At 72.7% G+C, this 25453-nt stretch carries 24 protein-coding genes; 13 read left to right on the top strand and 11 right to left on the bottom strand.

What is annotated here, in order from left to right; genetic code table 11:
* The first annotated feature begins 61 nt into the window (after window positions 1-61).
* Entirely contained in the window at window positions 62-1297 is a 1236-nt protein-coding gene (locus TAE01_RS09450) for a PucR family transcriptional regulator (protein WP_147065779.1), read from the top strand.
* Here the strand turns inward: TAE01_RS09450 and TAE01_RS09455 are convergent.
* The gene (locus TAE01_RS09455) at window positions 1216-1794 is read right to left on the bottom strand and encodes a DUF4385 domain-containing protein (protein ID WP_246111240.1); all 579 of its coding nucleotides are present in this window, start codon (window positions 1792-1794) and stop codon (window positions 1216-1218) included. The genes TAE01_RS09450 and TAE01_RS09455 overlap by 82 nt on opposite strands.
* Before the next feature lie 50 nt (window positions 1795-1844).
* On the opposite strand from TAE01_RS09455, the gene TAE01_RS09460 reads away from it, so the two are divergent.
* From TAE01_RS09460 to TAE01_RS21235, 4 genes are all read left to right on the top strand, one after another.
* Window positions 1845-2432 carry a DNA-3-methyladenine glycosylase I gene (locus TAE01_RS09460; RefSeq protein WP_147065781.1) on the top strand — a complete coding sequence of 196 codons (588 nt, stop codon included), beginning with the start codon at window positions 1845-1847 and terminating at the stop codon, window positions 2430-2432.
* A gap of 128 nt (window positions 2433-2560) precedes the next feature.
* Window positions 2561-4063 (top strand): arylsulfatase, encoded by a 1503-nt coding sequence (locus tag TAE01_RS09465; RefSeq protein WP_147065783.1) that lies wholly within the window; start codon window positions 2561-2563, stop codon window positions 4061-4063.
* Window positions 4047-4943, top strand: a complete 897-nt coding sequence (locus tag TAE01_RS21065; protein ID WP_503827259.1) for a formylglycine-generating enzyme family protein — start codon at window positions 4047-4049, stop codon at window positions 4941-4943. The genes TAE01_RS09465 and TAE01_RS21065 overlap by 17 nt, the downstream gene beginning before the upstream one ends.
* Window positions 4892-5038 carry a hypothetical protein gene (locus TAE01_RS21235; protein ID WP_503827260.1) on the top strand — a complete coding sequence of 49 codons (147 nt, stop codon included), beginning with the start codon at window positions 4892-4894 and terminating at the stop codon, window positions 5036-5038. The genes TAE01_RS21065 and TAE01_RS21235 overlap by 52 nt, the downstream gene beginning before the upstream one ends.
* A gap of 69 nt (window positions 5039-5107) precedes the next feature.
* Here the strand turns inward: TAE01_RS21235 and TAE01_RS09475 are convergent, their stop codons facing one another.
* Complete coding sequence (locus tag TAE01_RS09475; protein ID WP_147065786.1) at window positions 5108-6664, bottom strand: phytoene desaturase family protein; 1557 nt, start codon at window positions 6662-6664, stop codon at window positions 5108-5110.
* A 65-nt stretch (window positions 6665-6729) separates the two neighbouring features.
* Window positions 6730-7803, bottom strand: coding sequence for an SGNH/GDSL hydrolase family protein (locus tag TAE01_RS09480; protein ID WP_147065788.1), 1074 nt, complete (start codon window positions 7801-7803; stop codon window positions 6730-6732).
* Between the two features lie 335 nt (window positions 7804-8138).
* Here TAE01_RS09480 and TAE01_RS09485 point away from each other — a divergent pair, with 335 nt between their 5' ends.
* The 5 genes from TAE01_RS09485 to TAE01_RS09505 all read left to right on the top strand — a co-directional run bounded on the left by TAE01_RS09485 (window position 8139) and on the right by TAE01_RS09505 (window position 13334).
* Window positions 8139-8597, top strand: coding sequence for a DUF6325 family protein (locus TAE01_RS09485; protein WP_147065791.1), 459 nt, complete (start codon window positions 8139-8141; stop codon window positions 8595-8597).
* Window positions 8594-8974, top strand: coding sequence for an SHOCT domain-containing protein (locus TAE01_RS09490; RefSeq protein WP_246111241.1), 381 nt, complete (start codon window positions 8594-8596; stop codon window positions 8972-8974). The genes TAE01_RS09485 and TAE01_RS09490 overlap by 4 nt, the downstream gene beginning before the upstream one ends.
* Window positions 8975-9044: 70 nt before the next feature.
* The gene (locus TAE01_RS09495; RefSeq protein WP_147065793.1) at window positions 9045-10796 is read left to right on the top strand and encodes a SulP family inorganic anion transporter; all 1752 of its coding nucleotides are present in this window, start codon (window positions 9045-9047) and stop codon (window positions 10794-10796) included.
* A 58-nt stretch (window positions 10797-10854) separates the two neighbouring features.
* Window positions 10855-11514, top strand: a complete 660-nt coding sequence (locus tag TAE01_RS09500; protein ID WP_147065795.1) for a PH domain-containing protein — start codon at window positions 10855-10857, stop codon at window positions 11512-11514.
* Window positions 11515-11570: 56 nt separating this feature from the next.
* Window positions 11571-13334, top strand: a complete 1764-nt coding sequence (locus TAE01_RS09505; protein ID WP_147065797.1) for an AMP-binding protein — start codon at window positions 11571-11573, stop codon at window positions 13332-13334.
* On the opposite strand, the gene TAE01_RS09510 is transcribed toward TAE01_RS09505, so the two are convergent.
* The gene (locus TAE01_RS09510; protein WP_246111242.1) at window positions 13324-14988 is read right to left on the bottom strand and encodes a metallophosphoesterase family protein; all 1665 of its coding nucleotides are present in this window, start codon (window positions 14986-14988) and stop codon (window positions 13324-13326) included. The genes TAE01_RS09505 and TAE01_RS09510 overlap by 11 nt on opposite strands.
* A 109-nt stretch (window positions 14989-15097) precedes the next feature.
* Between TAE01_RS09510 and TAE01_RS09515 the strand changes: the two genes are divergently transcribed.
* Together TAE01_RS09515 and TAE01_RS09520 are read left to right on the top strand one after the other, a co-directional pair.
* A complete protein-coding gene (locus TAE01_RS09515) occupies window positions 15098-15313 on the top strand; it encodes a hypothetical protein (RefSeq protein ID WP_147065799.1) in 216 nt (71 codons plus the stop codon).
* 9 nt (window positions 15314-15322) lie between these two features.
* Window positions 15323-16006, top strand: coding sequence for a histidine phosphatase family protein (locus tag TAE01_RS09520; RefSeq protein ID WP_147065801.1), 684 nt, complete (start codon window positions 15323-15325; stop codon window positions 16004-16006).
* A 37-nt stretch (window positions 16007-16043) separates the two neighbouring features.
* Here TAE01_RS09520 and TAE01_RS09525 read toward each other — a convergent pair whose 3' ends face one another.
* The 7 genes from TAE01_RS09525 to TAE01_RS09555 form a co-directional block, all read right to left on the bottom strand.
* Window positions 16044-16688 carry a proteasome activator gene (locus tag TAE01_RS09525; protein ID WP_147065803.1) on the bottom strand — a complete coding sequence of 215 codons (645 nt, stop codon included), beginning with the start codon at window positions 16686-16688 and terminating at the stop codon, window positions 16044-16046.
* Between the two features lie 91 nt (window positions 16689-16779).
* A complete protein-coding gene (locus tag TAE01_RS09530; RefSeq protein ID WP_147065805.1) occupies window positions 16780-19641 on the bottom strand; it encodes an ABC transporter permease in 2862 nt (953 codons plus the stop codon).
* A gap of 16 nt (window positions 19642-19657) precedes the next feature.
* Window positions 19658-20389 (bottom strand): ABC transporter ATP-binding protein, encoded by a 732-nt coding sequence (locus tag TAE01_RS09535; RefSeq protein ID WP_147065807.1) that lies wholly within the window; start codon window positions 20387-20389, stop codon window positions 19658-19660.
* The gene (locus TAE01_RS09540) at window positions 20386-21009 is read right to left on the bottom strand and encodes a PadR family transcriptional regulator (RefSeq protein ID WP_147065809.1); all 624 of its coding nucleotides are present in this window, start codon (window positions 21007-21009) and stop codon (window positions 20386-20388) included. Before TAE01_RS09540 ends, TAE01_RS09535 begins: the two co-directional genes overlap by 4 nt.
* A gap of 85 nt (window positions 21010-21094) precedes the next feature.
* Window positions 21095-21706 carry a hypothetical protein gene (locus tag TAE01_RS09545; RefSeq protein ID WP_147065811.1) on the bottom strand — a complete coding sequence of 204 codons (612 nt, stop codon included), beginning with the start codon at window positions 21704-21706 and terminating at the stop codon, window positions 21095-21097.
* A 147-nt stretch (window positions 21707-21853) separates the two neighbouring features.
* Window positions 21854-22831, bottom strand: coding sequence for an NAD(P)H-quinone oxidoreductase (locus tag TAE01_RS09550; protein WP_147065813.1), 978 nt, complete (start codon window positions 22829-22831; stop codon window positions 21854-21856).
* 60 nt (window positions 22832-22891) lie between these two features.
* Window positions 22892-23665 (bottom strand): IclR family transcriptional regulator, encoded by a 774-nt coding sequence (locus tag TAE01_RS09555; protein WP_147065816.1) that lies wholly within the window; start codon window positions 23663-23665, stop codon window positions 22892-22894.
* A 101-nt stretch (window positions 23666-23766) separates the two neighbouring features.
* Between TAE01_RS09555 and hutH the strand changes: the two genes are divergently transcribed.
* Window positions 23767-25419, top strand: a complete 1653-nt coding sequence (gene hutH / locus TAE01_RS09560) for a histidine ammonia-lyase (protein ID WP_246111243.1) — start codon at window positions 23767-23769, stop codon at window positions 25417-25419.
* Window positions 25420-25453 lie beyond the last annotated feature (34 nt).

Here is a 25453-nt window from a genome sequence, read left to right on the forward strand (position 1 = left end):
GGTAAGATCCTGACCGTACGGCGTGAAGTTCGGGGGAACTCTTGTTCGAAGGGAACAGTCGATGGCCAACGACACCGCGAGCGCCGCGGCCCTCGGCGCGGCCGACCTGCAGCTCGACGACGCGGTGCTCAGGGCCCTGCGCGAGCGGCTGCCGGCCATCGCCACGACGACGGTGGCCGCGGTCGTCGACGAGGTCCCCGACTACCGCGGTGCTCTCGGAGGTGCGGCAGGCGCCACGATCCAGCGCGCCGTCCAGATGGCCATCGCCGGCTTCCTCAAGCTCGCGGGCGGGGGCCGCGACGTCGACCCGAGCACCCCGCTCGGCCCGACCCGCGAGGGCGCGTACGCCCTGGGCCGCGGCGAGGCGCGAGGAGGCCGGTCCATGGACAGCCTGCTCGCGGCATACCGCGTCGGTGCCCGGGTGTCCTGGCGCCAGCTGGCCCTGGCCGCGGCGGACGCCGGCCTGCCCGCGACGACGATGGCCAGGTTCGCCGAGCTGCTCTTCGCCTACATCGACGAGCTGTCGGCGGCCAGCGTGGCGGGGCACACCGACGAGCTGACGACGAGTGGGCGGGTGCGCGAGCGCTACCGCGAACGGCTGGGCCAGCACCTGCTCGCCGGCGCGGGCAGCGACGTGCTGACGGCGGCCGCCGCCCGGGCCGAGTGGTCGCCGCCGGACTCGCTCACCGCCGTGCTGCTGCCCGCGGCCGAGGCGCGTCGTGCGCTCGCGGCGGTGGGCGCCGACACGCTCCGGGTCGGCGAGGACCTCGAGGGCATCGCCGACGCGGACCCCGACCACCCGCTGACGCTCCTGCTCGTCCCCGACGCCGACGGCCCCGGACGGGTGCACCTGCTGCGCGCGCTCACCGGCCGGCACGCGATCGTGGGGCCCGCCCGGCCATGGGCCCTGGCCCGCTCGTCGTACGACCGCGCTGCGCGCACCGCGACCCTGGCCCGGCCACCGCGCAGCGGAGCCGCCCTCGACACCGAGCGACACCTGGCCGACCTCGTGCTCACGGCCGACCCCGAGGCGCTCGCCGACCTCCGCGACCGGGTGCTCGCACCCCTGGCCGACCTGCCACCGGCCACGCGGGACCGGCTCGCCGAGACCCTCCTGTCCTGGCTGCTGCACCAGGGTCGACGCGACGCGGTCGCCGCCGAGCTGCACGTGCACGCCCAGACGGTGCGCTACCGGATGGGCCAGGTGCGCGAGCTCTACGGCGACCGGCTCACCGACCCGGCCGTCGTGCGCGAGCTCGTCATCGCCCTGTCGGCCACGCCCCCACGGAGCCCGTGAGTCAGCCGTGCGCGGACCGGTGGCGGGAGCGCCAGTCGGTGTAGGCCGCGACCTGCTCGACCGCGTCCCACGCCTCCTTGAAGATGCGCGCCGACTCGGCTTTGTCGGGGTCCCTCCGGTCCGCGGGGCAGCTCGCGCCGCCCGTGGGAGCCGCTGCGCCCGCGCTGGTCGTCGGGGACCGGGCCGTCGTACTTCCGGCCTCCGGCGTGGTTGGCGTAGCGGCGCGAGCGCGTGTAGCCCATCTGGAGGAACTTGCGCGCCATGTCGGCGCCGACGAGGTCCCCGGCGGCGACGTAGGCGTCGAACCTCTCCCGGAGGGCCGAGGCGCTCTCGCGCGCGACGTCGGGCGTCCGGAACCGCCAGAGCGGGAGCAGCTCGTCCTTGTAGGGCTGCACCCGCAGCACGCCCTGCTCGCCGCGTCCGACCCGGTAGAGCTCGGGCTGCGCGCGCAGGTCGAGCGACTCGAGGTCGAGGCCGGCGTAGGGGTCGGGCGTCACGTCCCCATCCTGTCGCGGACGGTGTCGTCCGGGTGTCCTAGGGTCGCGGCATGACGGTCGTCGGCACTGATGGGCTCGCCCGCCCCGCCTGGGCGTCGGTGGACCCGCTCCTCATGGACTACTACGACACCGAGTGGGGCATGCCGATCCGCGACGAGCGCGGGCTCTACGAGCGGATCTGCCTCGAGGGCTTCCAGGCCGGCCTGTCGTGGGCGACCATCCTGCGCAAGCGCCCCAACTTCCGGGCCGCCTTCGCCGGCTTCGACCCCGACGTCGTCGCGACCTTCACCGACGACGACGTCGAGCGGCTGCTCGGGGACGCCGGCATCATCCGGCACCGCGGCAAGATCCGGGCCACGATCACCAACGCCCGCGCCACGATCGCGCTCCGGGACGACGGCGGCCTCGTCGACCTCGTCTGGTCGTTCCAGCCGGCCGACACGCCGCGCCCGCACGACCACTCCCAGGTGCCGACGGTGTCCGACGAGAGCAAGGCCCTGTCCAAGGCGCTGCGCAAGAGAGGCTTCGCCTTCGTCGGCCCCACGACGATGTATGCGCTGATGGAGGCCGTCGGCATCGTCGACACGCACCTGCTGGGCAGCCACCGCCGGGGCAGCTCCGGCGTCTGGCCGACCTGACCGACCCGACCGTCCCGACCGACCCGACCGACCGGGTGGGACAACCACCCTCTCTGGGTGATCTGCGATCACGCAGGCGGCCGTAGGTTCGAGGCTCGGTCACATCGTCGAGCTCACGTGGAGGCACCATGGCCGACCGTCCGAACATCCTCGTCATCTGGGGTGACGACATCGGGATCAGCAACCTCAGCTGCTACTCCGACGGCCTCATGGGCTACCGCACCCCGAACATCGACCGGATCGCCGACGAGGGCGTCCGGTTCACCGACTACTACGGCGAGCAGTCCTGCACCGCGGGACGGGCGGCCTTCATCACCGGCCAGAACCCGTACCGAACCGGGTTGACGAAGGTGGGCTTCCCCGGCGCCGACATCGGCCTGCGTGCCGAGGACCCGACGATCGCCACGGCCCTGAAGAACCTCGGCTACGCCACCGGTCAGTTCGGCAAGAACCACCTCGGCGACCGCGACGAGTTCCTGCCGACGATGCACGGCTTCGACGAGTTCTTCGGCAACCTCTACCACCTCAACGCCGAGGAGGAGCCGGAGCTGCCCGACTACCCGACGGAGGAGGAGTTCCCGAACTTCCGCAAGAACTTCGGGCCCCGGGGCGTCCTGCACTGCTGGGCCGACGGCGACGGTACCCAGCGCGTCGAGGACACCGGGCCGCTCACGAAGGAGCGGATGAAGACGGTCGACGAGGAGATCCTGCCCGAGGCGCTGCGCTTCATGCGCGACGCGCAGGCAGCCGACACCCCGTTCTTCGTGTGGCTCAACACGACGCACATGCACTTCCGGACGCACGTCAAGGACGGCAGCCGGGGTCGCGCGGGCCGCTGGCAGTCGGAGTACCACGACGTCATGTGCGACCACGACGACCTCGTCGGCGAGGTCCTCGACTTCCTCGACGAGACGGGGTTGGCCGACAGCACGCTCGTCATGTACTCCACGGACAACGGCCCGCACATGAACAGCTGGCCCGACGCGGGGATGACGCCGTTCCGCAGCGAGAAGAACTCCAACTGGGAGGGCGCGTTCCGCGTCCCGGCGATGGTCCGGTGGCCCGGGCGCATCGAGCCCGGCACGGTGCTCAACGGGATCGTCAGCCACAACGACTGGTTCGTCACGTTGCTCGCCGCCGCGGGTGACACCGACGTGGCCGAGCGGCTCCGCGGAGGCGCCGACCTCGCCGGCTCGTCCTACCGGGTCCACCTCGACGGCCACGACCAGCTCGCGTACATCACCGGCGAGACGGACCAGAGCCCCCGCAAGCACTTCTTCTACGTGTCCGACGACGGCGACCTGACCGCGTTGCGGTTCGACAACTGGAAGGTCGTCTTCCTCGAGCAGCGCACGCCGGGGACGCTGGCGATCTGGCAGGACCAGTTCACCGAGCTGCGGTTCCCCAAGCTGTTCAACCTCAAGACCGACCCCTACGAGCGCGCCGACATCACGTCGAACACGTACTGGGACTGGATCCTCGACCACATCTGGCTGTTCGTGCCCGCCCAGCAGTACGTCGGGCAGATGCTGCAGACGCTGGTCGAGTTCCCGCCGCGGCAGGAGCCGGCGAGCTTCACCATCGACCAGGTCCTCGAGAAGCTGCAGGCTGCCGGTGCCGGCAACTCCTGAGACGGTCGCGCTGCCCGGAGGCACCTTCGCCATGGGCTCGGAAGCCCACTACCCGGAGGAGGCGCCGGTGCACCCGGTCCGGGTGGGCGCGTTCGAGATCTGGGCGACCCCGGTGACGAATGCCGCGTTCGCGACCTTCGTCGGGCTCACCGGCTACGTCACCGTGGCCGAACGTCCCCTGGACCCCGAGCAGTTCCCCGACGCCCCTGCGGAGAACCTCGTCCCCGGTTCGATGGTGTTCACGCCGACGCCGGGCCCGGTGGACCTGCGCCACCTGAGCCAGTGGTGGACGTGGACGCCGGGTGCGTCCTGGCGGGCGCCGTACGGTCCCGGGAGCTCCGTCAAGCGCATCCCGGACCACCCGGTCGTGCACGTGTGCCACGAGGACGCCCGGGCGTACGCCGACTGGGCCGGAGCCGACCTGCCGACCGAGGCCGAGTGGGAGTACGCCGCCCGGGGAGGTCTCGAGGGTGCGACGTTCACCTGGGGCGACGAGGCCCGTCCCGGGGGTCGCATCATGGCGAACACGTGGGACGGCCCGGACTTCCCGTGGAGGCACACGCGCGAGAGCGGCTTCCTGCGCACCTCGCCCGTCGGCAGCTTCCCCGCCAACGGCTTCGGCCTGCACGACATGGCCGGAAACGTCTGGGAGTGGACCGACGACTGGTGGACGAGTGCGCACCCGGAGGCGGCCGAGTCGCACTGCTGCGCACCGTCGACCCACGCGGCGGCTCGGTCGAGGGCAGCTACGACCCGAGGCAGCCGCAGTTCCGGATCGGGCGCAAGGTCATCAAGGGCGGGTCGCACCTGTGCGCCGACAGCTACTGCCTGCGCTACCGACCGGCTGCCCGACGTCCCCAGATGGTCGACACCGGCATGAGCCACGTCGGCTTCCGCTGCGTCCGGCGCCCGGACCGCGGCGACGGGCCCACCGGGGCGGTCGGACTCACCGTGCTGGCGACGCCGGGCCGGTGACGACGGGAGGGCCCGAACCGGTCGAGGGGCGTTCGGGGTTGCTGCCGTCGTGCCGGCCCGAGCCCGTCCTCAGCCGAGGATCGCCCGCGCGGCGTTGTGGCCGGGGATCGCGCTGACGCCGCCGCCGCGCCTCGCGCCGGCGCCGCCGAGCAGCACGTTGTCGTATGCCGTCTCGACGCCCCAGGTGCCCACCTCGGCGTCGCGCTCGGCCCACGGCCACTGCAGCGAGCGGTGGAAGATGTTGCCGCCCGGCAGGCCGACCGCCCGCTCGAGGTCGACCGGGCTCTTGACCTCGATGCACGGGTTGCCGTCGGCGTCGCGGGCGAGCACCGAGGCGATGGGCTCGCCGAGCACCGAGTCGAGCGAGCGCAGGGTCGCCGCGAGGGCCTCCTGCGTCGCCGCCTCGTTGTCGGCGCGGAAGAGCCTGGCCGGCAGGTGCAGGCCGAAGAGCGTCAGGGTCTGCGCGTCCGTGGCGGCGAGCTCGGCCCCGAGGATGGAGCGGTCCGACAGGGTGTGGCAGTAGATCTCGCACGGCGGGAGCTCGGGGATGCGCCCGCTGCGCGCGGCGGCATACGTCTGCTCGAGCTGGCCGTAGCCCTCGTTGATGTGGAAGGTGCCGGCGAAGGCGGCCGTGGGGTCGACGGCCGCATCGCGCAGGCGGGGGAGCCGGGTCAGCAGCATGTTGACCTTGAGCTGAGCGCCCTCGACCTCCTGCTCGGTGTCGGCGGGCTCGGCGCCAGCAGCGGCGAGGAGCCGGTTGAGCACGGCGGGCGCGCAGCCGGCGACGAGGGAGCCCCCCGCGGCACTGCCGCTGCCGGCGCTCCCGCCGGACCACGCGACCTCGCCCGTCGACGGGTCGACGGAGGTGACCTCGGCTCCGGTGAGGCAGGTTGCCCCGGCCGAGACCGCTGCTGCCGCAAGGGAGTCCGTGAGGGCGCCCATGCCGCCGACGGGCACGTCCCAGTCGCCGGTGCCGCCGCCGATGAGGTGGTAGAGGAAGCAGACGTTCTGGCGCAGGTCGCTCTCGCCGAGCGAGGCGAAGGTGCCGATGAGCGCGTCGGTCGCGATGATCCCGCGCAGCGTGTCGTCGCTCGTGACCGACTCGATGAGCTCTCCGACGGGGCGCGTGGTCAGCGCGTCGAAGAGGGCGGCATCCCCCGAGAGCGACCGCACGTCGTCGCGCGAGAGCAGCGGCTCGAGGACCGTCGGGAACACCCGCTCGGCCACCCCGGCCATGCGGGCGTAGAAGTCGGACCACCCGGCATACGCCTCGTCGCCACCGGTCAACGCGCGGAAGGCTGCTCGCGTCGCGGCCTCGTCCCCGTGGTCGACGAGCAGGCCACGGTCCGGGTCGGACGGTACGGGTGTGTAGGAGGAGAACCGGCGCCGGATGAGCCGCAGGTCGAGGTCGAGGTCGGTGAGAACCTGCCGGGGCAGCAGCGACACGAGGTAGGAGTAGCGCGACAGCCGTGCGTCGACGCCCTCGAACGCCCGGGCCGACACGGCGGCCCCGCCCACGTGGTCGGCGCGCTCGAGCACGAGGACCCGGCGCCCCGCGCGGGCGAGGTAGGCAGCGGCGGTCAGGCCGTTGTGGCCGGCCCCGATGATGATGTCGTCGTAGCGCACGGGGTCACCCTAGCGACGTGTGGCGAAGTGCCCACTCGACCGTCGAGTGGGCACTTCGCCACGTGTCAGCGGCGCGCGGCGTCCTGCCGGGCGTTGTAGAGCCGGTCGGCGGCGTCGATGCTCGCGCGGCTGCTCAGGTCGACCCCGGCGCGGGCCGCGGCGGCGCGGGCGGCCGGTGTCGTGAGGTCGGGAGCCACGAACCGCTCAGGGGTGATCATGCGGTCGAGCGCGGCATACCGTCTCGCGTCACGGGCCAGGCTGTCGGCGGACGCGACCGACCTCGCCTCGGCCTGCGCGGTGGAGAGCTTGAACGCGAGCCCGAACGCCGGCTTGGTCAGGACCGCGTAGCCGTCGCGGTGGCCGGCGACGTTGGGGTGGTAGCTCTCGCTGACCGGGTTCGACAGGCCGTTGAGCCACTCCACGCTGTCGCAGACGGCGTGCCCGACGAACTTCGACGTCGGGTTGACGAAGGTGAAGCCGGCATTGGACGCAGCCGTGGCGGTCTTGGAGTTGAGCAGGTCCGCGGTCGCGTTGAGCCGTGACTCCTCGGTGGGCGAGAACCACGTGAAGGCGTTGCAGTCCTGGCCGTTGAAGATGCGCGGGTAGCCGACGACGATGACCCGGGCGGTGGGGGCCTTGGCCCGGATCGAGGAGTAGAGCGTCGCGAGACGACCCGGGATGGTGTTGGTGATGGTGCTCTGCGCCGTGTCGATGGCGCCGTTGCAGTTGCTGAGCCAGCTCGGCTGGGCGCACGTGGTCAGGACGCTCGCGAAGCCGGCGTCGTTGCCGCCCACCGAGATCGTGACGTATGCCGTCGCGCTCGACAGCGCCGACAGCTGGGTGTTCGTCACGTCGGCCACCGTCGCCCCGGAGCACGCACGGAAGCTCAGCGTCAGGCCGAGCGCGGCGGCGTCGAGGGAGGGGTAGGCGTAGACGGAGCGCTGGCACGACGTGCCGTCGTTGAGGTAGGTCCGGGTGCCCGTGCCGGAGGAGTAGGAGTCACCGAGGGCGACGTAGGTGGTGCCCGCCGCGACGGCGGGAGCGCCGAGCGCGGACGCGGCACCGAGGCCGATGAGCGCGGACAGGCCGGCACCGATGGCGCGGCGGCGGGTGGATGGCACGAGGGACCTGCTCTTCACGACACACTCCTTTGTGGGTGGAAGGCTTGCTGACGCCGAGCACTGCAACCTGCAGGGGCGTCGGCCGCCGGCCACGGTGTGCCCCGCGTCACACGTCCCAGTACCGGACAGTAGGGGCAGCCCGGCCCACCCGCGAGCCGAACCGTGAGGAGCCGGTGCGGACCGCTTCCGGCGATCAGTTCGCGCACCGCGTGGCGGGTTGGCGAGGGGGCGCCGAGAGCAGCGCGACGAACGGCGACCTCACCCCGCCGGGGTGATGCCCGCCCCCGGCACGCGACGGAGCATGAGGTGAGCGGCGACGGTCACGACGTCGCCACGAACCCGGAGGGAGTCCCATGTCGACTGCGACGCCAGCGCCGATCGGGCCCGTGGACCTGGCCGTCATCGGCTTCCGAGGCGAGCTGCGGCAGGGTGGCATACGCGATGCCGTGGCCCGGGCCGTCGACCGAGGCGCCGTCCGGGTGCTCGACGTGCTGCTCGTCTGCAAGGACGACGACGGGAGCGTGCGGATGTACGACGCCGAGTCTCCCGAGGGCGCCGAGGAGCTGCTCGGCTTCCCGACCGTCCTGCCGGACCTCGTCGGCGAGGAGGACGCGCAGGCGATCGCCGAGGAGATGGACCCCGGCACGACGGTGCTCGTCATCGCCTGGGAGAACGCGTGGGCCTCCGAGATCGCGGCCGAGGTGCGTGAGCTCGACGGGCAGCTGCTCGTCATGGAGCGGCTGCCCCACGAGGACATCGAGACGGCCCTGGCCGCCATCACGTCGCAGGCTTCGAACGAGGAGGGGTCATGAGGGGACGCATGGGACGGCCCGGTCTGCTGGGGCTTGCCGCCCGCACGGCCGTCGTCGCCGGCACGGCCAACGCCGTGAGCGGCAGGATGCAGCAGGGCCAGCAGGCCAAGGCGCAGCAGGCCGCCGATGCAGAGGCCTACCGGCAGCAGCAGGAGGCCGCGGCCCAGGCCGCCGCCACGCAGGCAGCCGTCGCCCAGGCGATGGCCGCGCAGGCGCAGCAGGCGCCCCCACCTGCACCCGCAGCGCCCGCAGCGCCCGCTGCCCTCGGGGCGGACGAGATGATCGCCGCCCTCGAGCGGCTGGCGGCACTGCACGCCCAGGGGATCCTCACCGACGAGGAGCTCGCCCAGCAGAAGGCCCGGATCCTCGGCAGCTGAACCCTCGTGGGCGCCGCCATCGGAGGCATCCTCGGCAACGCGGTCGGCTGCACGGCCGGGAGGGGGAGACATGACCGACGACGTCCCGGACCCGCCGCAGGACCGCTCGGTCGGACACCCTCCCGGTGACCTGGTGCTGCCGTCGTGGCTGCGGGGCTACCGACGATCCTGGTGGCGTCCGGACGCCGTCGCCGGCCTCACGGTGTGGGCGGTCCTCATCCCCGAGGCGCTCGCCTACGCGACGATCGCCGGTGTCCCTCCCGTCGTCGGTCTCTACGCAGCGGTGCCGGCGCTCGTGCTCTACGCGCTCCTCGGCAGCTCGCGGCACCTCGTCGTCGGCCCGATGTCCGCGACCTCCGCGCTCTCCGGGGCGATCGCCATCGCCTACGGTGGCGGCACCCCCGAGGGCGCGCTCCGTGTCACCGCGACGCTCGCGATCGTCGTGGGAGCGGTCGGGCTCGTCGCCGGGCTGCTGCGCCTGGGCTTCCTCACGTCGTTCATCTCCGAGCCGGTGCTCAAGGGCTTCATCATCGGTCTGGCCCTGACGATCATCATCGGACAGGTGCCGAAGCTGCTCGAGGTCGACAAGCCCGAGGCGGGCTTCTTCCGCTCCGTGGCCGTGCTCGTCTCCGAGCTCGGTGACGCCCACTGGCTGAGCGCCGCGGTCGGGATCGTGGCGCTCGCCGTCGTCCTCGTGCTGCGGCGGGTGTCCCCTCGGGTGCCGGGGTCGCTCGTCGTCGTGCTCCTCGGGATCGTCGCCGTGCGACTGTTCTCCCTGGACGAGCGCGGTGTCGCCATCGTCGGCCCGATTCAGTCGGGTTTGCCCGCCGTCGGGCTGCCGGGGTCGAGCCCCGCGCAGTACGCCGAGCTCGTCGCACCGGCCCTCGGCGTGCTGCTCGTGGGCTTCGTCGAGGGGCTCGCTGCCGCCAAGGCGTACGCCACGACGTTCGGCTACGACATCGACACGAACCGCGAGCTCACCGCCGCCGGGGTGGCGAACCTCGGCTCCGGCCTCTTCGGCGGGCTCGTCGTCAACGGCAGCCTGAGCAAGACCGCGGTCAACGGGTCGGCGGGCGCCCAGAGCCAGGCCTCGAACGTCCTCGTCTCCGCCCTGACCGTCCTGACCCTCCTCTTCCTCACCGGCCTCTTCGAGTCGCTCCCCGAGCCCGTGCTCGCGGCCGTGGTCATCGCGGCCGTCATCGACCTGGTCGACATGTCGTCGCTGCGCCGGTTGTATGCCGTGTGGACCGCGCCGCTCGGCAGCATCTACCGCAGTGCGGCCCGAGCCGACTTCATCGCCGCCGTCGGCGCCCTGCTCGGCGTTCTCGTCCTCGACACCCTGCCCGGCCTCTTCGTCGGGGTGCTCCTCTCGCTCCTGCTGCTGCTCTACCGGACATCGCGACCGCACGTCGCTCGCCTCACGCGCCAGCCCGGCGCGACCGGCGAGTGGCTCGACGCCTCGCGCCACCCCGACCTCCAGCCTCCTGCCGACGTCGCCGTGGTGCGGGTCGAGTCCGGGCTGTTCTTCGTCAACGCCGACCACGTCCGCGACGAGATCCGGGCCGCCCTGACGCCGGGGACCCGGGCGGTCGTCATCGACGCGAGCTCGGTCCCGGCCATCGACGTCAGCGCCGCGGACATGCTCGCGCAGCTGCACGACGAGCTCGCGCGGCAGGGGAGGTCGCTCCACCTCGCCGCCGGGATCGGCCAGTTCCGCGACGTCGTCGGTGCGGCCGAGGGCGACCAGCTGCTCGGGAACGTCCACCCCTCCGTGGACGAGGCCGTGACGGCAGCGCGGCGCCCTGCATCGGGTGGCTCCTGACGCCTAGGCTGGGCGCGTACTCGTGGTCCGGCCGGACCGTGACGACAGGAGGACGACCGTGGGCTTCCCCGAGAACGTGCTGGCCAAGGGCGAGAAGGTCGAGCGCGACCTGCATCCGCACTGGCTCACCGTCGTGGTCCCGACCATCTTCGGGCTGCTGCTCACGGCCGCGTGCATCGCGGTCGCCGTCGTCACCCCCGACGACGAGACCGGCAACCGCATCCAGTGGATCGCCGTGGCGGTCCTCGTCCTCGTGGCCGTCCCGGCCGTCGTCGTGCCCTACCTGCGCTGGCGCACGACGCACTACGTCATCACCTCGCACCGCGTCATGGTGCGGCGCGGCGTCCTGACGAAGAACGGCAAGGACATCACGCTGTCGAAGATCACCGACGTGAGCTTCCAGCAGACCGTCCTCGACCGGATCATCCGCTCCGGCTCGCTGCACATCGAGTCGGCCGGCGACAGCCCCGACGAGAACCTCTCGAGCATCCCCCGCAGCAACGAGGTCCAGCAGCTCATCAACCGCCTCATCGACGAGGACGACCTGCGGCGACGCTCCCACGGCCGCGACGTCGCCGACGCGCCCGACCCCGGCCTGGGCTCGAGCGAGGACGGCTACGCCGACGACACGACGGCGATCCCGCGCCAGCGGCCCGAGCTGGCCGAGGAGCGGCGCCGCCCGCGCGACCTCGGCGACGGCAACGACCAGACGCTCTGACCCGCGACCTGCTCGGTCCCGCGTCCGGCCACGGTCCGGTGTGGCATCGTCGGATCATGACCTCACCTGTCGACGAAGCCGGTGTGACCGCACGGTACCGGGCTGCCCGTGACCAGCTCCTCGCCCTGCGTGGTGACCACGCCCGCGCGGTCCGCGAGTTCAGCTTCCCGGACGTCGGCGACCGCTGGAACTGGGGCGTCGACTGGTTCGATGCCGTCGCCCGCGGCAACGACCGCGCCTGCCTGACGATCGTCGAGCAGGACGAGTCGTCACGCTCCTGGTCCTGGGACGAGATGGCCCGGCGGTCCGACCAGATCGCGGCGCGCCTGTCGGCCCTCGGGGTGGGGCGGGGCGACTCGGTCGTCCTCATGCTCGGCAACCAGGTCGAGCTCTGGGAGTCGATGCTCGCGGTCATCAAGCTGGGCGCCGTCGTCATGCCGACGACGACCGCCGTCGGTCCCGGCGACCTCGTCGACCGGATGGCGCGCGGCGGTGCCCGCGCCGTCATCACCAACGCCTCCGAGGTGCACAAGTTCGACGACGTGCCCGGCGACTACGTGCGGGTCGCCGTCGGTGGAGCCGACCCGGCCGGGACGGCCACGGACGGCTGGGAGGACCACGCGGCGGCATACGACCTCGACGTCCCGCCGATTGACCACCCCGGCACCGGCCCCGACGACCGGATGCTCCTCTACTTCACGTCCGGTACGACGAGCCGGCCCAAGCTCGTCGAGCACACGCAGCGTTCCTACCCCGTGGGGCACCTCTCGACGATGTACTGGATCGGCCTCCAGCCCGGCGACGTGCACCTCAACGTCAGCAGCCCGGGGTGGGCCAAGCACGCGTGGTCCTCCTTCTTCGCCCCGTGGGCGGCCGAGGCGACGGTGTTCGTCTACAACTACAGCCGTTTCGACCCGCCGGCGCTGCTGCGGGTGCTGCGCACGCACGAGGTCACCTCGATCTGCGCGCCGCCCACCGTGTGGCGCATGCTCATCAACGCCGACCTCTCGGCCGGTCCCGGGTCGCTGCGCGAGGTCATCGGCGCCGGCGAGCCGCTCAACCCCGAGGTCATCGCCCAGGTCGAGCGGGCGTGGGGGCTGACCATCCGCGACGGCTACGGCCAGACCGAGATGACGGCCGCCGTCGGCAACACTCCGGGGTCCACCGTGAAGCCCGGGTCGATGGGTCGTCCGCTCCCGGGCTGTCCGGTCGTCGTCGTCGACCCGATCACGAACGCCCTTGTCACACAGGCGGACCCGGGGGGCAATCGTGAGGGGGAGATCTGCCTCGACCTGTCGCAGCACCCCGTGCCCCTCATGACGGGCTACCAGGGTGACGAGCAGCGCAACGCCGATGCCATGGCCGGCGGTTTCTACCACACGGGCGATGTCGCCACGGTGGACGCCGACGGCTACATCTCGTTCGTCGGGCGCACCGACGACGTCTTCAAGGCGAGCGACTACAAGATCAGCCCGTTCGAGGTCGAGTCGGTCCTCATCGAGCACCCGGCCGTCGCCGAGGCCGCCGTCGTTCCGGCCCCGGACGCGGTGCGCCTCGCCGTGCCCAAGGCGTACATCGCGCTCGCTCCCGGCCACGAGCCCGGCGAGGAGGTCGCGCGCTCGATCCTCGCCCACGCCCGCGAGAAGCTCGCCCCGTGGCAACGCGTCCGTCGCATCGAGTTCTACGAGCTGCCCAAGACGATCTCGGGCAAGATCCGCCGCGTCGAGCTGCGCAGCCGCGAGGACGACCTCGACGCGACCGGCGCGCCCCAGCCCGCCGACGAGTGGCGCGACGACCAGTTCCCGGACCTCAGGGGGTGACGCTCGGGGGCGCCGGTGTCGTCGTCTCCGACGATGCCGGGTCGGTCACCGGCAGCGGCAACGAGCGCACCGTCGTCTCGTCGATGCGGCTGCACAGGCGCTTGGCCGGGTCGGTCTGGGTCTGACCCGGCTGCTGCACGGGCGAGGTCACCGGTCGGTAGGGGTCGATGCGGGCGCCGCTGATGACCTGGACGCTGTCGTAGGCCGGGCGACCCTCGAGCAGGTTGCGGAACGAGTAGCGGCTCAGCGAGGTCAGCTCGCACGACGTGCCGAACTGCGCGATGTCGAAGGCGTAGGGCTGCCCGTCGAGCTCCTGTCCCGGGCCCTCGGAGTAGTGCGACACGACACCCCCGCCGGTGAACGTCCCGACCTGGATGCGGTTGCCCTCGATCGCCGGGGTGTGCATGTGCCCGTTGATGAGCAGGCGCGCGCGCTCTACCTGCTCGGCGGCATACGGCTCGTGCGTGACGACGATGTCCGGCTCGGGCTGGTCGGCGGTGGCGGCGTTGTAGCGGTCGGCGGCGGGCTTCGCCTTGGCCGTCGGGTCGGCGTTGTCGTCGCCGAAGTAGCGCGGGTCGTTGAAGCCGGTAATCCGCAGGCCGTGGAAGGTCAGCTCACGCAGCGAGCCGGCGGCGTCCTCGAGCAGGACGACGTTGGGGATGCGTCCGAGGCGCGCGAGCAGGGCCCGGTCGCTCGCCGAGGACTGGTCGTGGTTGCCGCTCGTGAAGATGTAGGGCACCCCGAGGGACTGGATCGAGCGGTAGAGGTCGGCGGCGTCGCCCTCCTGGACGCGACCGAAGTTGACGAGGTCACCGCTGTCGATGACGGCGTCGATGTCCTCCTCCGCGATGATGGTGCGCATCAGGGCGTACTGGTTGGCGCCGTGGATGTCGGAGACGAGCAGGAAGCGCGCCGACACCGGCTCGTTGACGTTGCCGGCGACGTACTTCTGCTGGAGTGCCTGCGTCACCGCGAGCAGGTTGCGGAAGTACGGCGTCACCTGCGTGGCGCGGGCCTCGACGTCGGCGAGCAGGCCGGCGTTGCGCTGGACGACGCCGAGCACGCCGGTCGTGCGGTACTCGGCGAAGCGACCCGGCTGGTAGGTGAAGGCGATCCCGCCGAAGGTGCCCACGGTCGCGACGACCATCGCCGACGCGACGAAGAGCACGTGGTGGCGGCGGGTGGTGCGTTGCCGCATGTAGTGCGAGGCCATCGCCAGCAGCACCGCGATGGCCGTCGCGCCGAGCACGAAGCGGACGCCGACACCGACCGCAGCCTGCGAGATCGCCGCGGAGATCTCGTCGGGTGAGGGCTGCAGGGCCTTGATGTCGACGTTGGGCCGGGTGAAGAGGTTGGTGATCTCCTCGCGCACCGCGACCTGCACGTCGAGGCCGGGAGCGACCAGGGGAGAGGCGAACTGGACGTCGACGTCGCCGACGATCGTGGGGGCGTGCAGCACCGGGGAGTGGCGCGGCACCGGATCGAGCCGCAGGACGGCGCGGTACTGCGACGTCTCGGCGACGGTCGGCGCGAGGTTGGTGGCCGCCACGCCGCCGAGGTAGCAGGCGGCCAGGACGGCCAGCCACTTGAGCACGTGCGAGGCACGGCGCAGCCAGGGGCTGTCGCCGGGAAGCAGGGTCCCCACCTGTCGCATCGCTTCACCCTAACCGGACCGTGAGGCGTCACCGGGACGGCACCGCCCGTTCATGTCGGCGTGCTGCGATGGTTCGCGTCAGCGCGCCGGAGCGAGGAAGCGAGGAGTCATGGGGTCCGCTCGTCGCAGGAACGTCGTCGTCACGGCGCTCCTGGCGTATGCCGTCCTGCTCCTGCTCGGCCCCCACCTGCTCGGCGCGTGGGCCGGAGGGATCATCCTCGTCGCGAGCTTCGCGGTCGGCTTCACCTGGCTCGTGCTGCTCGTCGCGCCGTGGGCGGCGCGAGGCCGCCCGCGGGCGACGCCGGTGCGAGGCCCGCGACCGTAGTCTGACCGGGTGAGCCTCGAGCACCGACCGAACCGGATCATCCTCGTGCGGCACGGCGAGTCCGAGGGCAACGTCGACGACACCGTCTACGAGCGGGTCCCGGATCACCGGATCGGCTTGACGACCAAGGGTTTCGAGCAGGCGCGTCAGACCGGGGCCGCCATCCGTGAGGTGCTCGACGGTGAGAGCGTCGAGGTCTACGTCTCTCCCTACCTCCGCACCCGGCAGACCCTCGAGACGCTGGGGCTGCCGGTCGCGGAGCGCGACGTCCGCGTCGAGCCCCGACTGCGCGAGCAGGACTGGGCCAACTTCCAGGATCCGGCCGACATCGCCGAGCAGCGACAGCTGCGCGACCGGTACGGCCACTTCTTCTACCGCTTCGCCGAGGGTGAGTCCGGGTCCGACGTCTACGACCGGGTCTCGACCTTCCTCGAGTCGATGCACCGCAACTTCGAGACGCCGGCCGCACCGCGCAACGTCGTCGTCGTGACGCACGGGCTGACGATGCGGCTCTTCTGCATGCGGTGGTTCCACTGGAGCGTCGACTACTTCGAGTCGCTCGACAACCCCGAGAACGCCCAGCCGGTGGTCCTGCTGCGGCAGAAGGACTTCCGCTACAAGCTGGAGGCGCCCTTCACGCAGTGGAACCCGGACGTCGTGCCCACCGAGCGCGAACGCTCCAGCTGGCTCTGAGCGTCACCACACGGCATACGCGGTCGTCGGTCCGGCCTCAGAGGTACTGACCCGTGGGTCCGGGCTCGCCGGGGTGGCGCTCGCCGGGCTCCATGCCGGGGGGCGTGCCGTAGGAGGCGCCCGGGCCGGGCGGGAGGGCGCGCATCTGCTGCAGCTGCTGCTGGGCCGCCATCTGCTGGGCGACGAGCGCGGTCTGGATGCCGTGGAAGAGCCCCTCGAGCCAGCCGACGAGCTGGGCCTGCGCGATGCGCAGCTCCGCGTCGGTGGGGGAGTCGTCGCGGAAGGGCAGCGCGATGCGGTCGAGCTCGGCGACGAGCTCGGGCGCGAGGCCGTCCTTGAGCTCCTCGATGGACCGGTGGTGCACGTCGGCGAGGCGACGGCGGCCGGCCTCGTCGAGGGGCGCGTTGCGCACCTCCTCGAGCAGCTGCTTGATCATCGAGCCGATGCGCATGACCTTGGCCGGTTCCTCGACGAGGTCGGCCGGGTTGGTGCGCTCGCGCTCGCGGGGCTGGTCGTGGCGCGGCTCGGCGCGGCCGTCCTCGTGGTCGGCGCGCTGCTCGTCGCCCGCCTGGTGGGCGACGCCCATGCCGTCGGGGGTCACGACGACGATGCGCTGCTCGTCGCCCGCGGTCTCGAGGTCGGTGTCCGGGCGCTGTCCCTGTCGGCTCGCGTCGTCGCTCATGCGTTCCATCCTGCCCCAAGAGGCCGGGGCCCGTGCGTCCCCCTGTCGGGCGCACGGACCCCTGGTCCCTGCCGTATGCCGGGTGGCGGGCTCAGGTGGCCCGGCGCACGACCACGGGGGCGCGTCGGATCGAGACCCACGCGAGCGCCCCGGCCACGAGCGGCACGAGCAGCACGGGCGCCAGGATCTGCAGCCACGGCACGGGGATGGACGCCGGCGGCACGCGGACCCCGTCCTGCGTCGTCGTGGTGAGCACGACGCGTGCGAGACCGAGGCCCGGGGCCAGGCCGACGAGGACGCCGAGCACGGCCCCGAGCAGGGCGAGGTAGAGCGCCTGCGAGCCCGCCAGCGCCCGTCGTGTCCGCCTCGTCGCGCCGACGGCCGCGAGCGTGCCGAGGAGAGGGGCGTTCTCCGTCTGGCTCAGGGCCGTCGCGATGAGGGTCGCCACGAGGATGATGAGCGCGATGACGCCGAAGACGACGACCAGGGCGACCGTGTCGTCGCGCTGGTAGCCCCGCTCGACGGTGAAGGTGGCGTCGCGTTGGCTCGCCACGACGGCATCGTTCAGGCGGGACTCGAGCTCGGTCGAGATGCCCTGGTCACCCCGCACGACGAGGCTCGACGGAGTGGTCGGGAGTCCGAGGCGGGCGGCGGTCGCGGTCGTCACGATGCCGGCAGGACTGCCGGAGGTGAGCTGCACGAGGCGGTTCCACTGCTCCCGCGGCACGTGGACCACGGGCAGGCGGACCGTCTCGACGTCCGACGTCCTCGGGGGCACCTGGGCGCCCGAGGCGGCCGTCTGCTGCCTCCACCGGGCGAAGCTCGCCGTCCCGTCCGTCTCGTCGAGCAGGACGGGACGCAGCTGTTCGAGGTCGCGAACCATGCGGCCGTTCGGTCCGGGCAGCGGGAGGTGGGCCACGTCGGCGGGGTCGACCACGGCGACGGCTCCGCGGGCCATCGCGGTCCTCTGCTCGGCCGTGAGCCCGACGAACGCCGCGAACTCGCCGAGGTCGGCCGCCTGGAGGTTGGCTCCGGAGAAGTCCCGACCGAACGACGACGCCGTCGCGCACCGGGCGTCCGGGACGGTCGTGACGTCGCCGCCCACGGGTTGCGGGAGGATCTCCGGCAGGCTGCAGCCCGGCCGCTGGGCGGCGACCATGACCGGGTGGGCCTGCTGGGAGTAGTCGAAGAGGTCGTCGACGACGACGGTGTGCAGGCCCGGCGCGTTCTGCACGACGACCCGCGCGAGGTCGGGGAGCCGTTCCGGCGTGACGCTGCCCCGGACCGTCGCCTCGCCCTCACGGACGGTCGCGACGTGGTCCCGGGCCGCGCGAGTCGTGTCGGCCTCGATCGAGATGCAGACCACTGCGAGGGCCGAGGCCCCCGCCATGATCGCGGCAACGGTGGGGGTGGCGCGGCCACGCTGGCGTCCGGCCTCTCGCGCGGCCATGCGCACGGGCAACGGCAGACGATGCGCCACCTTCGCGACGAGGGCGAGCACGAGGGGCACCATGAGGAGCGACCCCCCGACGATGGCCACGGAGCCGGCGAGGAACAGGACGAGCTCGAGGGCAGGGCGCGTCGAGGCCACCCAGGTGACGACGACCGCGCCGGCGGCGGCGAGTGCGGCACCCACGACGGGGACGCGACGGCGAAGCCGTGGAGAGACGCTCTGTCCTCGCAGGACCGAGACGACGTCGAGCCGACCGAGCCCACGGCTGGGCACGACCGCGGCGACGACCGAGCTGATGATCGCCGTGACGGCCACGAGGGCGACGGCCGGCCACGGGACCTGCAGCGGGCCGAAGAAGAGTTCGGGGCGAGCCAGCCGCGTCGCCGCCACGGCCGCGATGCCCCCCGTCACGCCGAGGACCGCCCCGACGACCGCCGACAGGACGCCGAGGACGAGGGCCTGGGCCAGCACGGTGCGGCGCAGCTGGCTGGTCGTGGCGCCGTTCGAGGCAGCCAGTGCCAGCGTCCGGCGCTGGCGGGCCGCGCTCACCGCGAAGGCGGGTCCCGCGAGGAGGGTGGTCAGCAGCACGAGACCCAGCGACGCGACGGAGACCACGAGCAGCGTCGTGCTCGGGCCGCTCACCCCGTCGGGCTGTCGGGTGACCGTCTCGGGGTGCTCGACGACGTGACGGCTCAGGACGCCGATGCCGTACGTGTTGAGGCGCTCGACCTCGCTCCACGTGATGGGGGTGGCTCGGTCGACGAGCCACAGGCGCTGGACGTCGTCGGACGTCAACGGGGTGGTGACGAGGTCGGTGGGTTGGAGGTACTCGCTGCCCTGGGAGTCATAGCTCCGGCCGACGCCGACGATCGTGGCGGTCCTCTCGCGGGACTCTCCCGTCGAGCCCAGGGTGGCCAGGCCGAGGGTTCCCGTCGACGGCAGGCCGTGCTCCATGCCCTGGACGGTGACGAGCACCTCGTCGGGTCCGGCGGGCCAGCGGCCGGACTCCAGGGTGACCTTGGGCGCCAGCGACGCGGGGTGCGCGAGCTCGACGCCGCTGACCGTCCCCGACTGGTAGTGGGAACCGACCCGGATCGTGGCGGGCACGGTCGTCACCTCGGTCAGACGCGCCCCGAGCAGTCGGGCGAGCGACGCTTCCTCGGTGCCCGTCGTGAGTCCCGGGACGGGGATCGAGGCGGGCGGCTCCCCGTTCCAGCTGGTCTGGGACATCGGGTCGAGGAGCTGGCGCAGCTGGGTGGGCTGGGGCTGCAGGACGAAGCCCTGGCTCGTCCCGACCTGGAACGGCAGTCGCTCCGCGGCGTCGAGGTCGTCGGTGGACCAGAGCGTCGCAGCCGCGGTGAGGAGCAGGACGGGCAGCCCGACCATGACGACGACGAGGAGGCTCCGGCCGCGGTGGCGGCGGACGTCGCGCCGGGCTATCCGCAGCGAGACCCGCCAGCCGGCGCGCCATCCGTCGAGTCGCGAGGTCGTGACGGGCACGTGCCGGTGCTCCACGTCAGCGTGCCTCGGTGAGCAGCGAGTCGGCCGTCGGGGCGGTGCCCGTCTCGTCGACGACGACGCCGTCCCGGAGGAAGACGACCCGGTCGGCCCACGCGGCGTGCCGCGCCTCGTGGGTGACGAGCAGGCCGGCGGCCCCGGCGTCGCAGCGCTGGCGCAGGATCTTGAGCACGCCCTCGCCGGTGTGCGAGTCGAGGGCGCCGGTGGGCTCGTCGGCGAGCACGAGCGTGCGCTCGCCGACGAGGGCCCGCGCGATGGCCACCCGCTGCTGCTGGCCGCCGGACATCTGGTCGGGGTACCGGTCGGCGAGCTCGCGCAGCCTCAGCCGGTCGAGCGCGTCGAGGGCTTGGCTCCGCGCCCGGCGGACCGACCAGCCGTCGAGCTCGAGCGGCAGACCGATGTTCTCGGCCGCCGTGAGGCTGGGAATGAGGTTGAGGTCCTGGAAGACGAAGCCGATCGACCGCCGGCGCAGCGCCGCCAGGCCTCTCGCGTCGAGCGAGGCGACGTCCACGCCCTCGACGACGACCCGGCCGCTCGTGGCGCGGTCGAGGCCCCCGGCGAGGTTGAGCAGGCTCGACTTGCCGGACCCGGACGGTCCCATCACGGCCACGAGCTCACCCCGGGCGACGGTGAGCGAGGCGTGGCTCAGGGCCACGACCTCCGTCTCGCCCTCGCCGTGCACCCGGGAGACGTCGTCGAGCACGAGGACGGGAGCCGTGTCGGCGCTCACGCCCGAGCCCCCTTCGGCAGCGCGGCGGCCGTGCGGGGTGTGTCGGACGGGCCCGCCACGGCGTCGACCGCGGACGCACGGCGCACCGCGGCTGCCGGCATACGGCTGAGCGTGGACTCCACGTGGTCGAGCCAGCGCACCTCGGCCTCGGCGGCGAAGAGGAGGTTCTCGAGGACGAGCAGCCAGGCGACGTCGTTGGCCGAGGGCTCGTCGCTCGCGCGGCTCTTGAGCCGGGTCAGGTCGCGCAGGTGCCTCAGGGTCGCCGTGCGCTGGGCCTGCACGACGCGCTGGACGTCGACGCCGGGCGCGGTGACCGCGAGGGCGAGCTTGATGACGAGCTCGTCGCGCGGCGTCGAGTCACGGTCGACCGGCGTGAGCCACCACGACTCGATCTCGCTCAGCCCGGCCGCGGTGAGGCGGTAGGCGATCCGCCCCTCGTCGTCGCTGCCTCCGACGGGCTCGACGAGCCCGTCGCGCTCGAGCCGCGCGAGCGTCGTGTAGACCTGCCCGACGTTGAGCGGCCACGTGCCACCGGTGCGCGCCTCGAACTCGCTCCGCAGCCGGGCGCCGTACATCGGCTCCTCGGCGAGCAGTGCGAGCAACCCCTGTTTGACGGACATCTGCCGACCCCTTGCATACTCGGTATTCCCTCAGGTGGGGACATGTATACCGAGTATGCGTAGGGCTGGCAAGGGGGTCGGGTCCTCAGTGCGCGCCCGCCGTCGAGAACCACGGGTGGTGGAGGTCGTGGTAGCTGACGTCGCTCATCAGGGCCGCCATCTCGTCCATCTCCGCCTGCGCCTCGGGAGGTGGGGTCCGGTGCTCGCCCTCGCGGGCCTGGGCCTCCGTCCGGAACGCCATGGTCTGGGTGAAGAAGCCGTCGGCGTCGATGGCGACCGTGCCGCCGATGATGTCGGGCCGCGCCTCGTGGAGCATGTCCATCGGGCCCTCCATCAGGTGACGGAAGCGCTCGGGGTCGCTGAGTCGGCCCTGGATGACCTGGACGAAGCCGGCGTCGTCGCTGCCGCCGTCGAGCATCATCGTCACGTCGTCGCAGTCGTGGAAGCTGGCCTCGCCGTCGAAGAGCCTCGACGCCTCGGCCCACCACGCGCCCTGCTCGGGTCGTGCGGAGTTGGCATCGGCCGAGGCTCGCGAGTCGAAGCGCACGACCGCGACGAACTCGCCGTCGTCGGTGAGGCCGTACGTACCGCCGAGCCAGCCCGTCGCGCCGGGCTCGAGCTCCGTGGTCCACCGGTCCATCTGCCGGTGGAGCGCGTCGGCGTCAGTGCACCGACCCTGGATGACCTGGATGAACACCGTGAACCTCCCGTGGGATCGGGGGCCGCTTCGGGGCGAAGAGGTCCATCGACCGACGGTACGCCGACCCCGGTGGGTGCGTCACCGGACGAGTCCGACACGGCCGGATCGTCCCGTGGCGCAAAGGTGTTCGGGGCCGGAGGTCGATCAGGTGGTGAGCAGGATCTTCCCGATGTGTCCCGACGCCTCCATCTCGCGGTGGGCCTCGGCGGCCTGGGCCAGCGGGTGGCGCGAGTGGATCACGGGGTGCACGGCGCCGGACTCGATGAGCGGCCACACGTGCTCGCGCACGGCGGCGACGATGGCGGCCTTCTCCGGCGCCGGGCGGGCGCGCAGCGACGTCGCGATGACGGCAGCGCGCTTGGCCAGGAGCATGCCCATGTCGAGCTCGCCCTTGCGGCCGCCCATGAGCCCGATCGTGACGAGCCGGCCGCTGATGGCGAGGGCCTCGACGTTGCGGGCGAGGTACTTGGCGCCCATGTTGTCGAGGATGACGTCGGCGCCGTGGCCCTTCGTCAGCTCACGCACGCGCTCGACGAAGTCCTCCTCGCGGTAGTTGACGAGGAACTCGGCGCCGAGGTCGCGGCACACGTCGAGCTTGGCCTGGCTGCCCGCGGTGACCGCGACGTGGGCACCGACCGCCTTGGCGAGCTGGATGGCCATGGTGCCGATGCCGGAGCTGCCGCCGTGGACGAGGAGCACCTGGCCGGGCTGGATGTTGGCGACGAGGAAGACGTTGGACCAGACGGTGCACGTCACCTCGGGAAGACCGGCGGCGTCGACGAGGGAGACGCCGCGCGGCACGGGGAGCAGCTGGTCGGCCGGCGCCACGACGCGCTCGGCGTAGCCGCCGCCGTCGATGAGGGCGCACACCTCGTCGCCGACCTGCCAGTCCTCGACGCCCTCGCCGAGCGCCGCGATGCGCCCGCTGACCTCGAGCCCGGGGTACTCCGACGCGCCGGGAGGCGGCGGGTAGTGGCCGAGCCGCTGCATGACGTCGGCGCGGTTGACCCCCGCGGCGACGACGTCGATGAGCACCTGGCCGGGACCGGCCTCGGGGTCGGGTACCTCGTCGAGGACGAGGCTGTCGGCGTCTCCGGGCTCTGGGATCGTGATGGCGCGCATGGGCCGAGCCTATTGACCGTGACCCCCGGAGCGCACGAGCGCCCCGCCCGGGTCTCCGGCTCAGCGCCGTCCGCCCGCGTTGGGGCTGAGGCGGCGCGCGATGTCGTCGGCGGCGAGGCGGGCCCGGGCCACGAGCTCGGTCACGTGCTCGGGGGTGGCGTCCGCGGTGCGCATCGTCAGCGCGACGGCGGCCAGCGGCCGGCCCGCGCGGTCGAGGACGGGCACGGCCACCGACGACAGGTCGGCCGTGACGGTGCCCTCCTCGCGGGCATGACCCTCGGTGCGGGTGCGCGCGAGGATGCTGCGCAGCTCGGCCAGCGAGCGAGGCCCCCCGCCGCTGCGCTCCACGAACGACGCGCGGTCGGGGTAGAGGGCGCGCACCTGGGTCGCGGGAAGGGCGGAGAGCATCGCGAGCCCGCTCGCGGTCAGGTGTGCGGGCAGGCGCACGCCGACGTCGGTGACGAGCATCGGCTGGCCGGGTGCTCGCTCCTCGAGGAGGTAGATGACGTCGCGCCCGTCGAGCGTGGCGAAGTGGGCGTTGCGGCCGCACTGGTCGACGAGGCGCCGCATCGCCGCCCGCGCGACCCGTGCCAGGGGCGCCTGCCGCTGGTAGGCCGAGCCGAGCTCGTAGGCCGCCTGGCCGAGGCCGAAGCGACGCTCCTCGACGTAGTGGGTGACGTAGCCACGCTCGTGCAGCACCTTGAGCAGGTGGTAGACCGAGCTGCGGGGAAGTCCCAGGTCCCGGGCGATCGACGCTGCCGGCACCGGCTCGGCGTGGCGCGAGAGGTGCTCGAGGACGTCGAGCGCGTTGGCGGCGGCCGGGGCGTTGGACACGTGGCCCACCTCCTGTCAGCGATCGACGACGTCTCGCATCCGAGACAATTGTCCTCCTCGGCGGGCCGTTGCGCCACTGGTTCGGCGGTTCGATGGGAACCATGAACGCAGCACCCTCGGCCGGCTCCCCAGCCGGCGCCGTCGCCAGCCCCCACGCCGGCCCTGCCGCCGGTTCTCTCGCCGGTCGTGGCTCCGGTCGTGGCTCCGGTCCGGTCCCGACCGTCACGGTCGGCACCGGCCCGCTGTCCCTCGACGACGTCGTCGCGGTCGCCCGCCACGGTGCGCCGGTCGAGCTGTCCGCCGAGGCCGAGGCCGAGATCTCGCGCAGCCGCGCCGTCATCGAGGACCTCGCCCACGACACGGTGCCGCACTACGGCGTGTCGACCGGCTTCGGCGCGCTCGCGACCCGCCATATCCCGACGGAGCTGCGTGCCCAGCTGCAGCGCTCGCTCGTGCGATCGCACGCGGCCGGAGCAGGCCCGGAGGTCGAGCGTGAGGTCGTGCGCGCCCTCATGCTGCTGCGCCTGTCGACCCTCGCCACCGGCCGCACGGGCGTGCGTCTCGAGACCGCGAGGACGTATGCCGCCCTGCTGAGTGCCGGGATCACCCCGGTCGTGCACGAGTACGGCTCGCTCGGCTGCTCCGGCGACCTCGCCCCGCTCTCCCACTGCGCCCTGGCTGCCATGGGGGAGGGGCCGGTCCGCCTCGCCGACGGCACCCTGTCCGATGCGGCGACCGCCCTGCGCGAGCACGGGATCGAGCCGGTGGTCCTCGCCGAGAAGGAGGGCCTCGCCCTCATCAACGGCACCGACGGCATGCTCGGCATGCTCGTCCTCGCCATCCACGACCTACGTCACCTGCTCAAAATCGCCGACGTCTCGGCCGCGATGAGCGTCGAGGGCCTGCTCGGGTCCGACAGCGTCTTCGCGGCCGACCTGCACGCGCTGCGTCCGCAGGTGGGGCAGGGCGCCTCGGCCGCGAACATCCTTGCGGTCATGGCCGGTTCGCCGATCCGCGAGTCGCACCGCACCGAGGAGTGCACGAGGGTGCAGGACGCCTACTCCCTCCGGTGCGCACCGCAGGTGCACGGCGGCGCCCGCGACACCGTCGAGCACGCCGCCCGGGTCGCGGCCGCCGAGCTCGCCTCCGCCGTCGACAACCCCGTCGTCACCCCGGACGGCCGGGTCGAGTCCAACGGCAACTTCCACGGGGCCCCGGTCGCCTACGTGCTCGACTTCCTCGCCATCGTCGCCGCGGACGTCGCGTCGATGTCCGAGCGTCGCTCCGACCGCTTCCTCGACCAGGCGCGCAGCCACGGCCTGCCGCCGTTCCTCGCCGACGACCCCGGCGTCGACTCGGGCCTCATGATCGCGCAGTACACCCAGGCAGCCATGGTCTCGGAGATGAAGCGCCTCGCCGTCCCGGCGTCGGTCGACTCGATCCCGAGCTCGGCCATGCAGGAGGACCACGTGTCGATGGGCTGGTCGGGCGCCCGCAAGCTGCGCCGGTCCGTCGACGCCCTGGGCCGCGTCCTGTCGATCGAGGTGCTGACGGCGGCCCGGGGCATCCAGCTGCGGGCACCGCTCGAGCCGGCCCCGGCCACCGGCGCGGTCATCGCCGCGCTGTCGGCCCGCACCAACGCGGCCCCGGGCCCGGACCGCTTCCTCGCCCCCGACATCGAGGGCGCCCACCGGGCGGTGACCGACGGCGACGTCCTCGCCGCCGCCGAGTCCGTCACCGGCGCGCTCCGCTGAGCGACCCGGCATACCAACGATTTTCCCGCTCGAA

Origin of the sequence: Terrabacter aerolatus, assembly GCF_007991735.1 — a bacterium.
In the GTDB taxonomy this organism is placed as follows: Bacteria; Actinomycetota; Actinomycetes; order Actinomycetales; family Dermatophilaceae; genus Terrabacter; species Terrabacter aerolatus.

What these genes read in the sequence shown, in the direction of transcription:
- TAE01_RS09450 (WP_147065779.1), top strand. Translation starts at nt 62, where the DNA reads ATGGCCAACGACACCGCGAGCGCCGCGGCCCTCGGCGCGGCCGACCTG.
- TAE01_RS09505 (WP_147065797.1), top strand. Translation starts at nt 11,571, where the DNA reads ATGACCTCACCTGTCGACGAAGCCGGTGTGACCGCACGGTACCGGGCT.
- TAE01_RS09460 (WP_147065781.1), top strand. Translation starts at nt 1,845, where the DNA reads ATGACGGTCGTCGGCACTGATGGGCTCGCCCGCCCCGCCTGGGCGTCG.
- TAE01_RS09495 (WP_147065793.1), top strand. Translation starts at nt 9,045, where the DNA reads ATGACCGACGACGTCCCGGACCCGCCGCAGGACCGCTCGGTCGGACAC.
- TAE01_RS09510 (WP_246111242.1), bottom strand. Translation starts at nt 14,988, where the DNA reads ATGCGACAGGTGGGGACCCTGCTTCCCGGCGACAGCCCCTGGCTGCGC.
- TAE01_RS09515 (WP_147065799.1), top strand. Translation starts at nt 15,098, where the DNA reads ATGGGGTCCGCTCGTCGCAGGAACGTCGTCGTCACGGCGCTCCTGGCG.
- TAE01_RS09465 (WP_147065783.1), top strand. Translation starts at nt 2,561, where the DNA reads ATGGCCGACCGTCCGAACATCCTCGTCATCTGGGGTGACGACATCGGG.
- TAE01_RS09525 (WP_147065803.1), bottom strand. Translation starts at nt 16,688, where the DNA reads ATGAGCGACGACGCGAGCCGACAGGGACAGCGCCCGGACACCGACCTC.
- TAE01_RS09485 (WP_147065791.1), top strand. Translation starts at nt 8,139, where the DNA reads ATGTCGACTGCGACGCCAGCGCCGATCGGGCCCGTGGACCTGGCCGTC.
- hutH (WP_246111243.1), top strand. Translation starts at nt 23,767, where the DNA reads ATGAACGCAGCACCCTCGGCCGGCTCCCCAGCCGGCGCCGTCGCCAGC.
- TAE01_RS09540 (WP_147065809.1), bottom strand. Translation starts at nt 21,009, where the DNA reads ATGTCCGTCAAACAGGGGTTGCTCGCACTGCTCGCCGAGGAGCCGATG.
- TAE01_RS09490 (WP_246111241.1), top strand. Translation starts at nt 8,594, where the DNA reads ATGAGGGGACGCATGGGACGGCCCGGTCTGCTGGGGCTTGCCGCCCGC.
- TAE01_RS09550 (WP_147065813.1), bottom strand. Translation starts at nt 22,831, where the DNA reads ATGCGCGCCATCACGATCCCAGAGCCCGGAGACGCCGACAGCCTCGTC.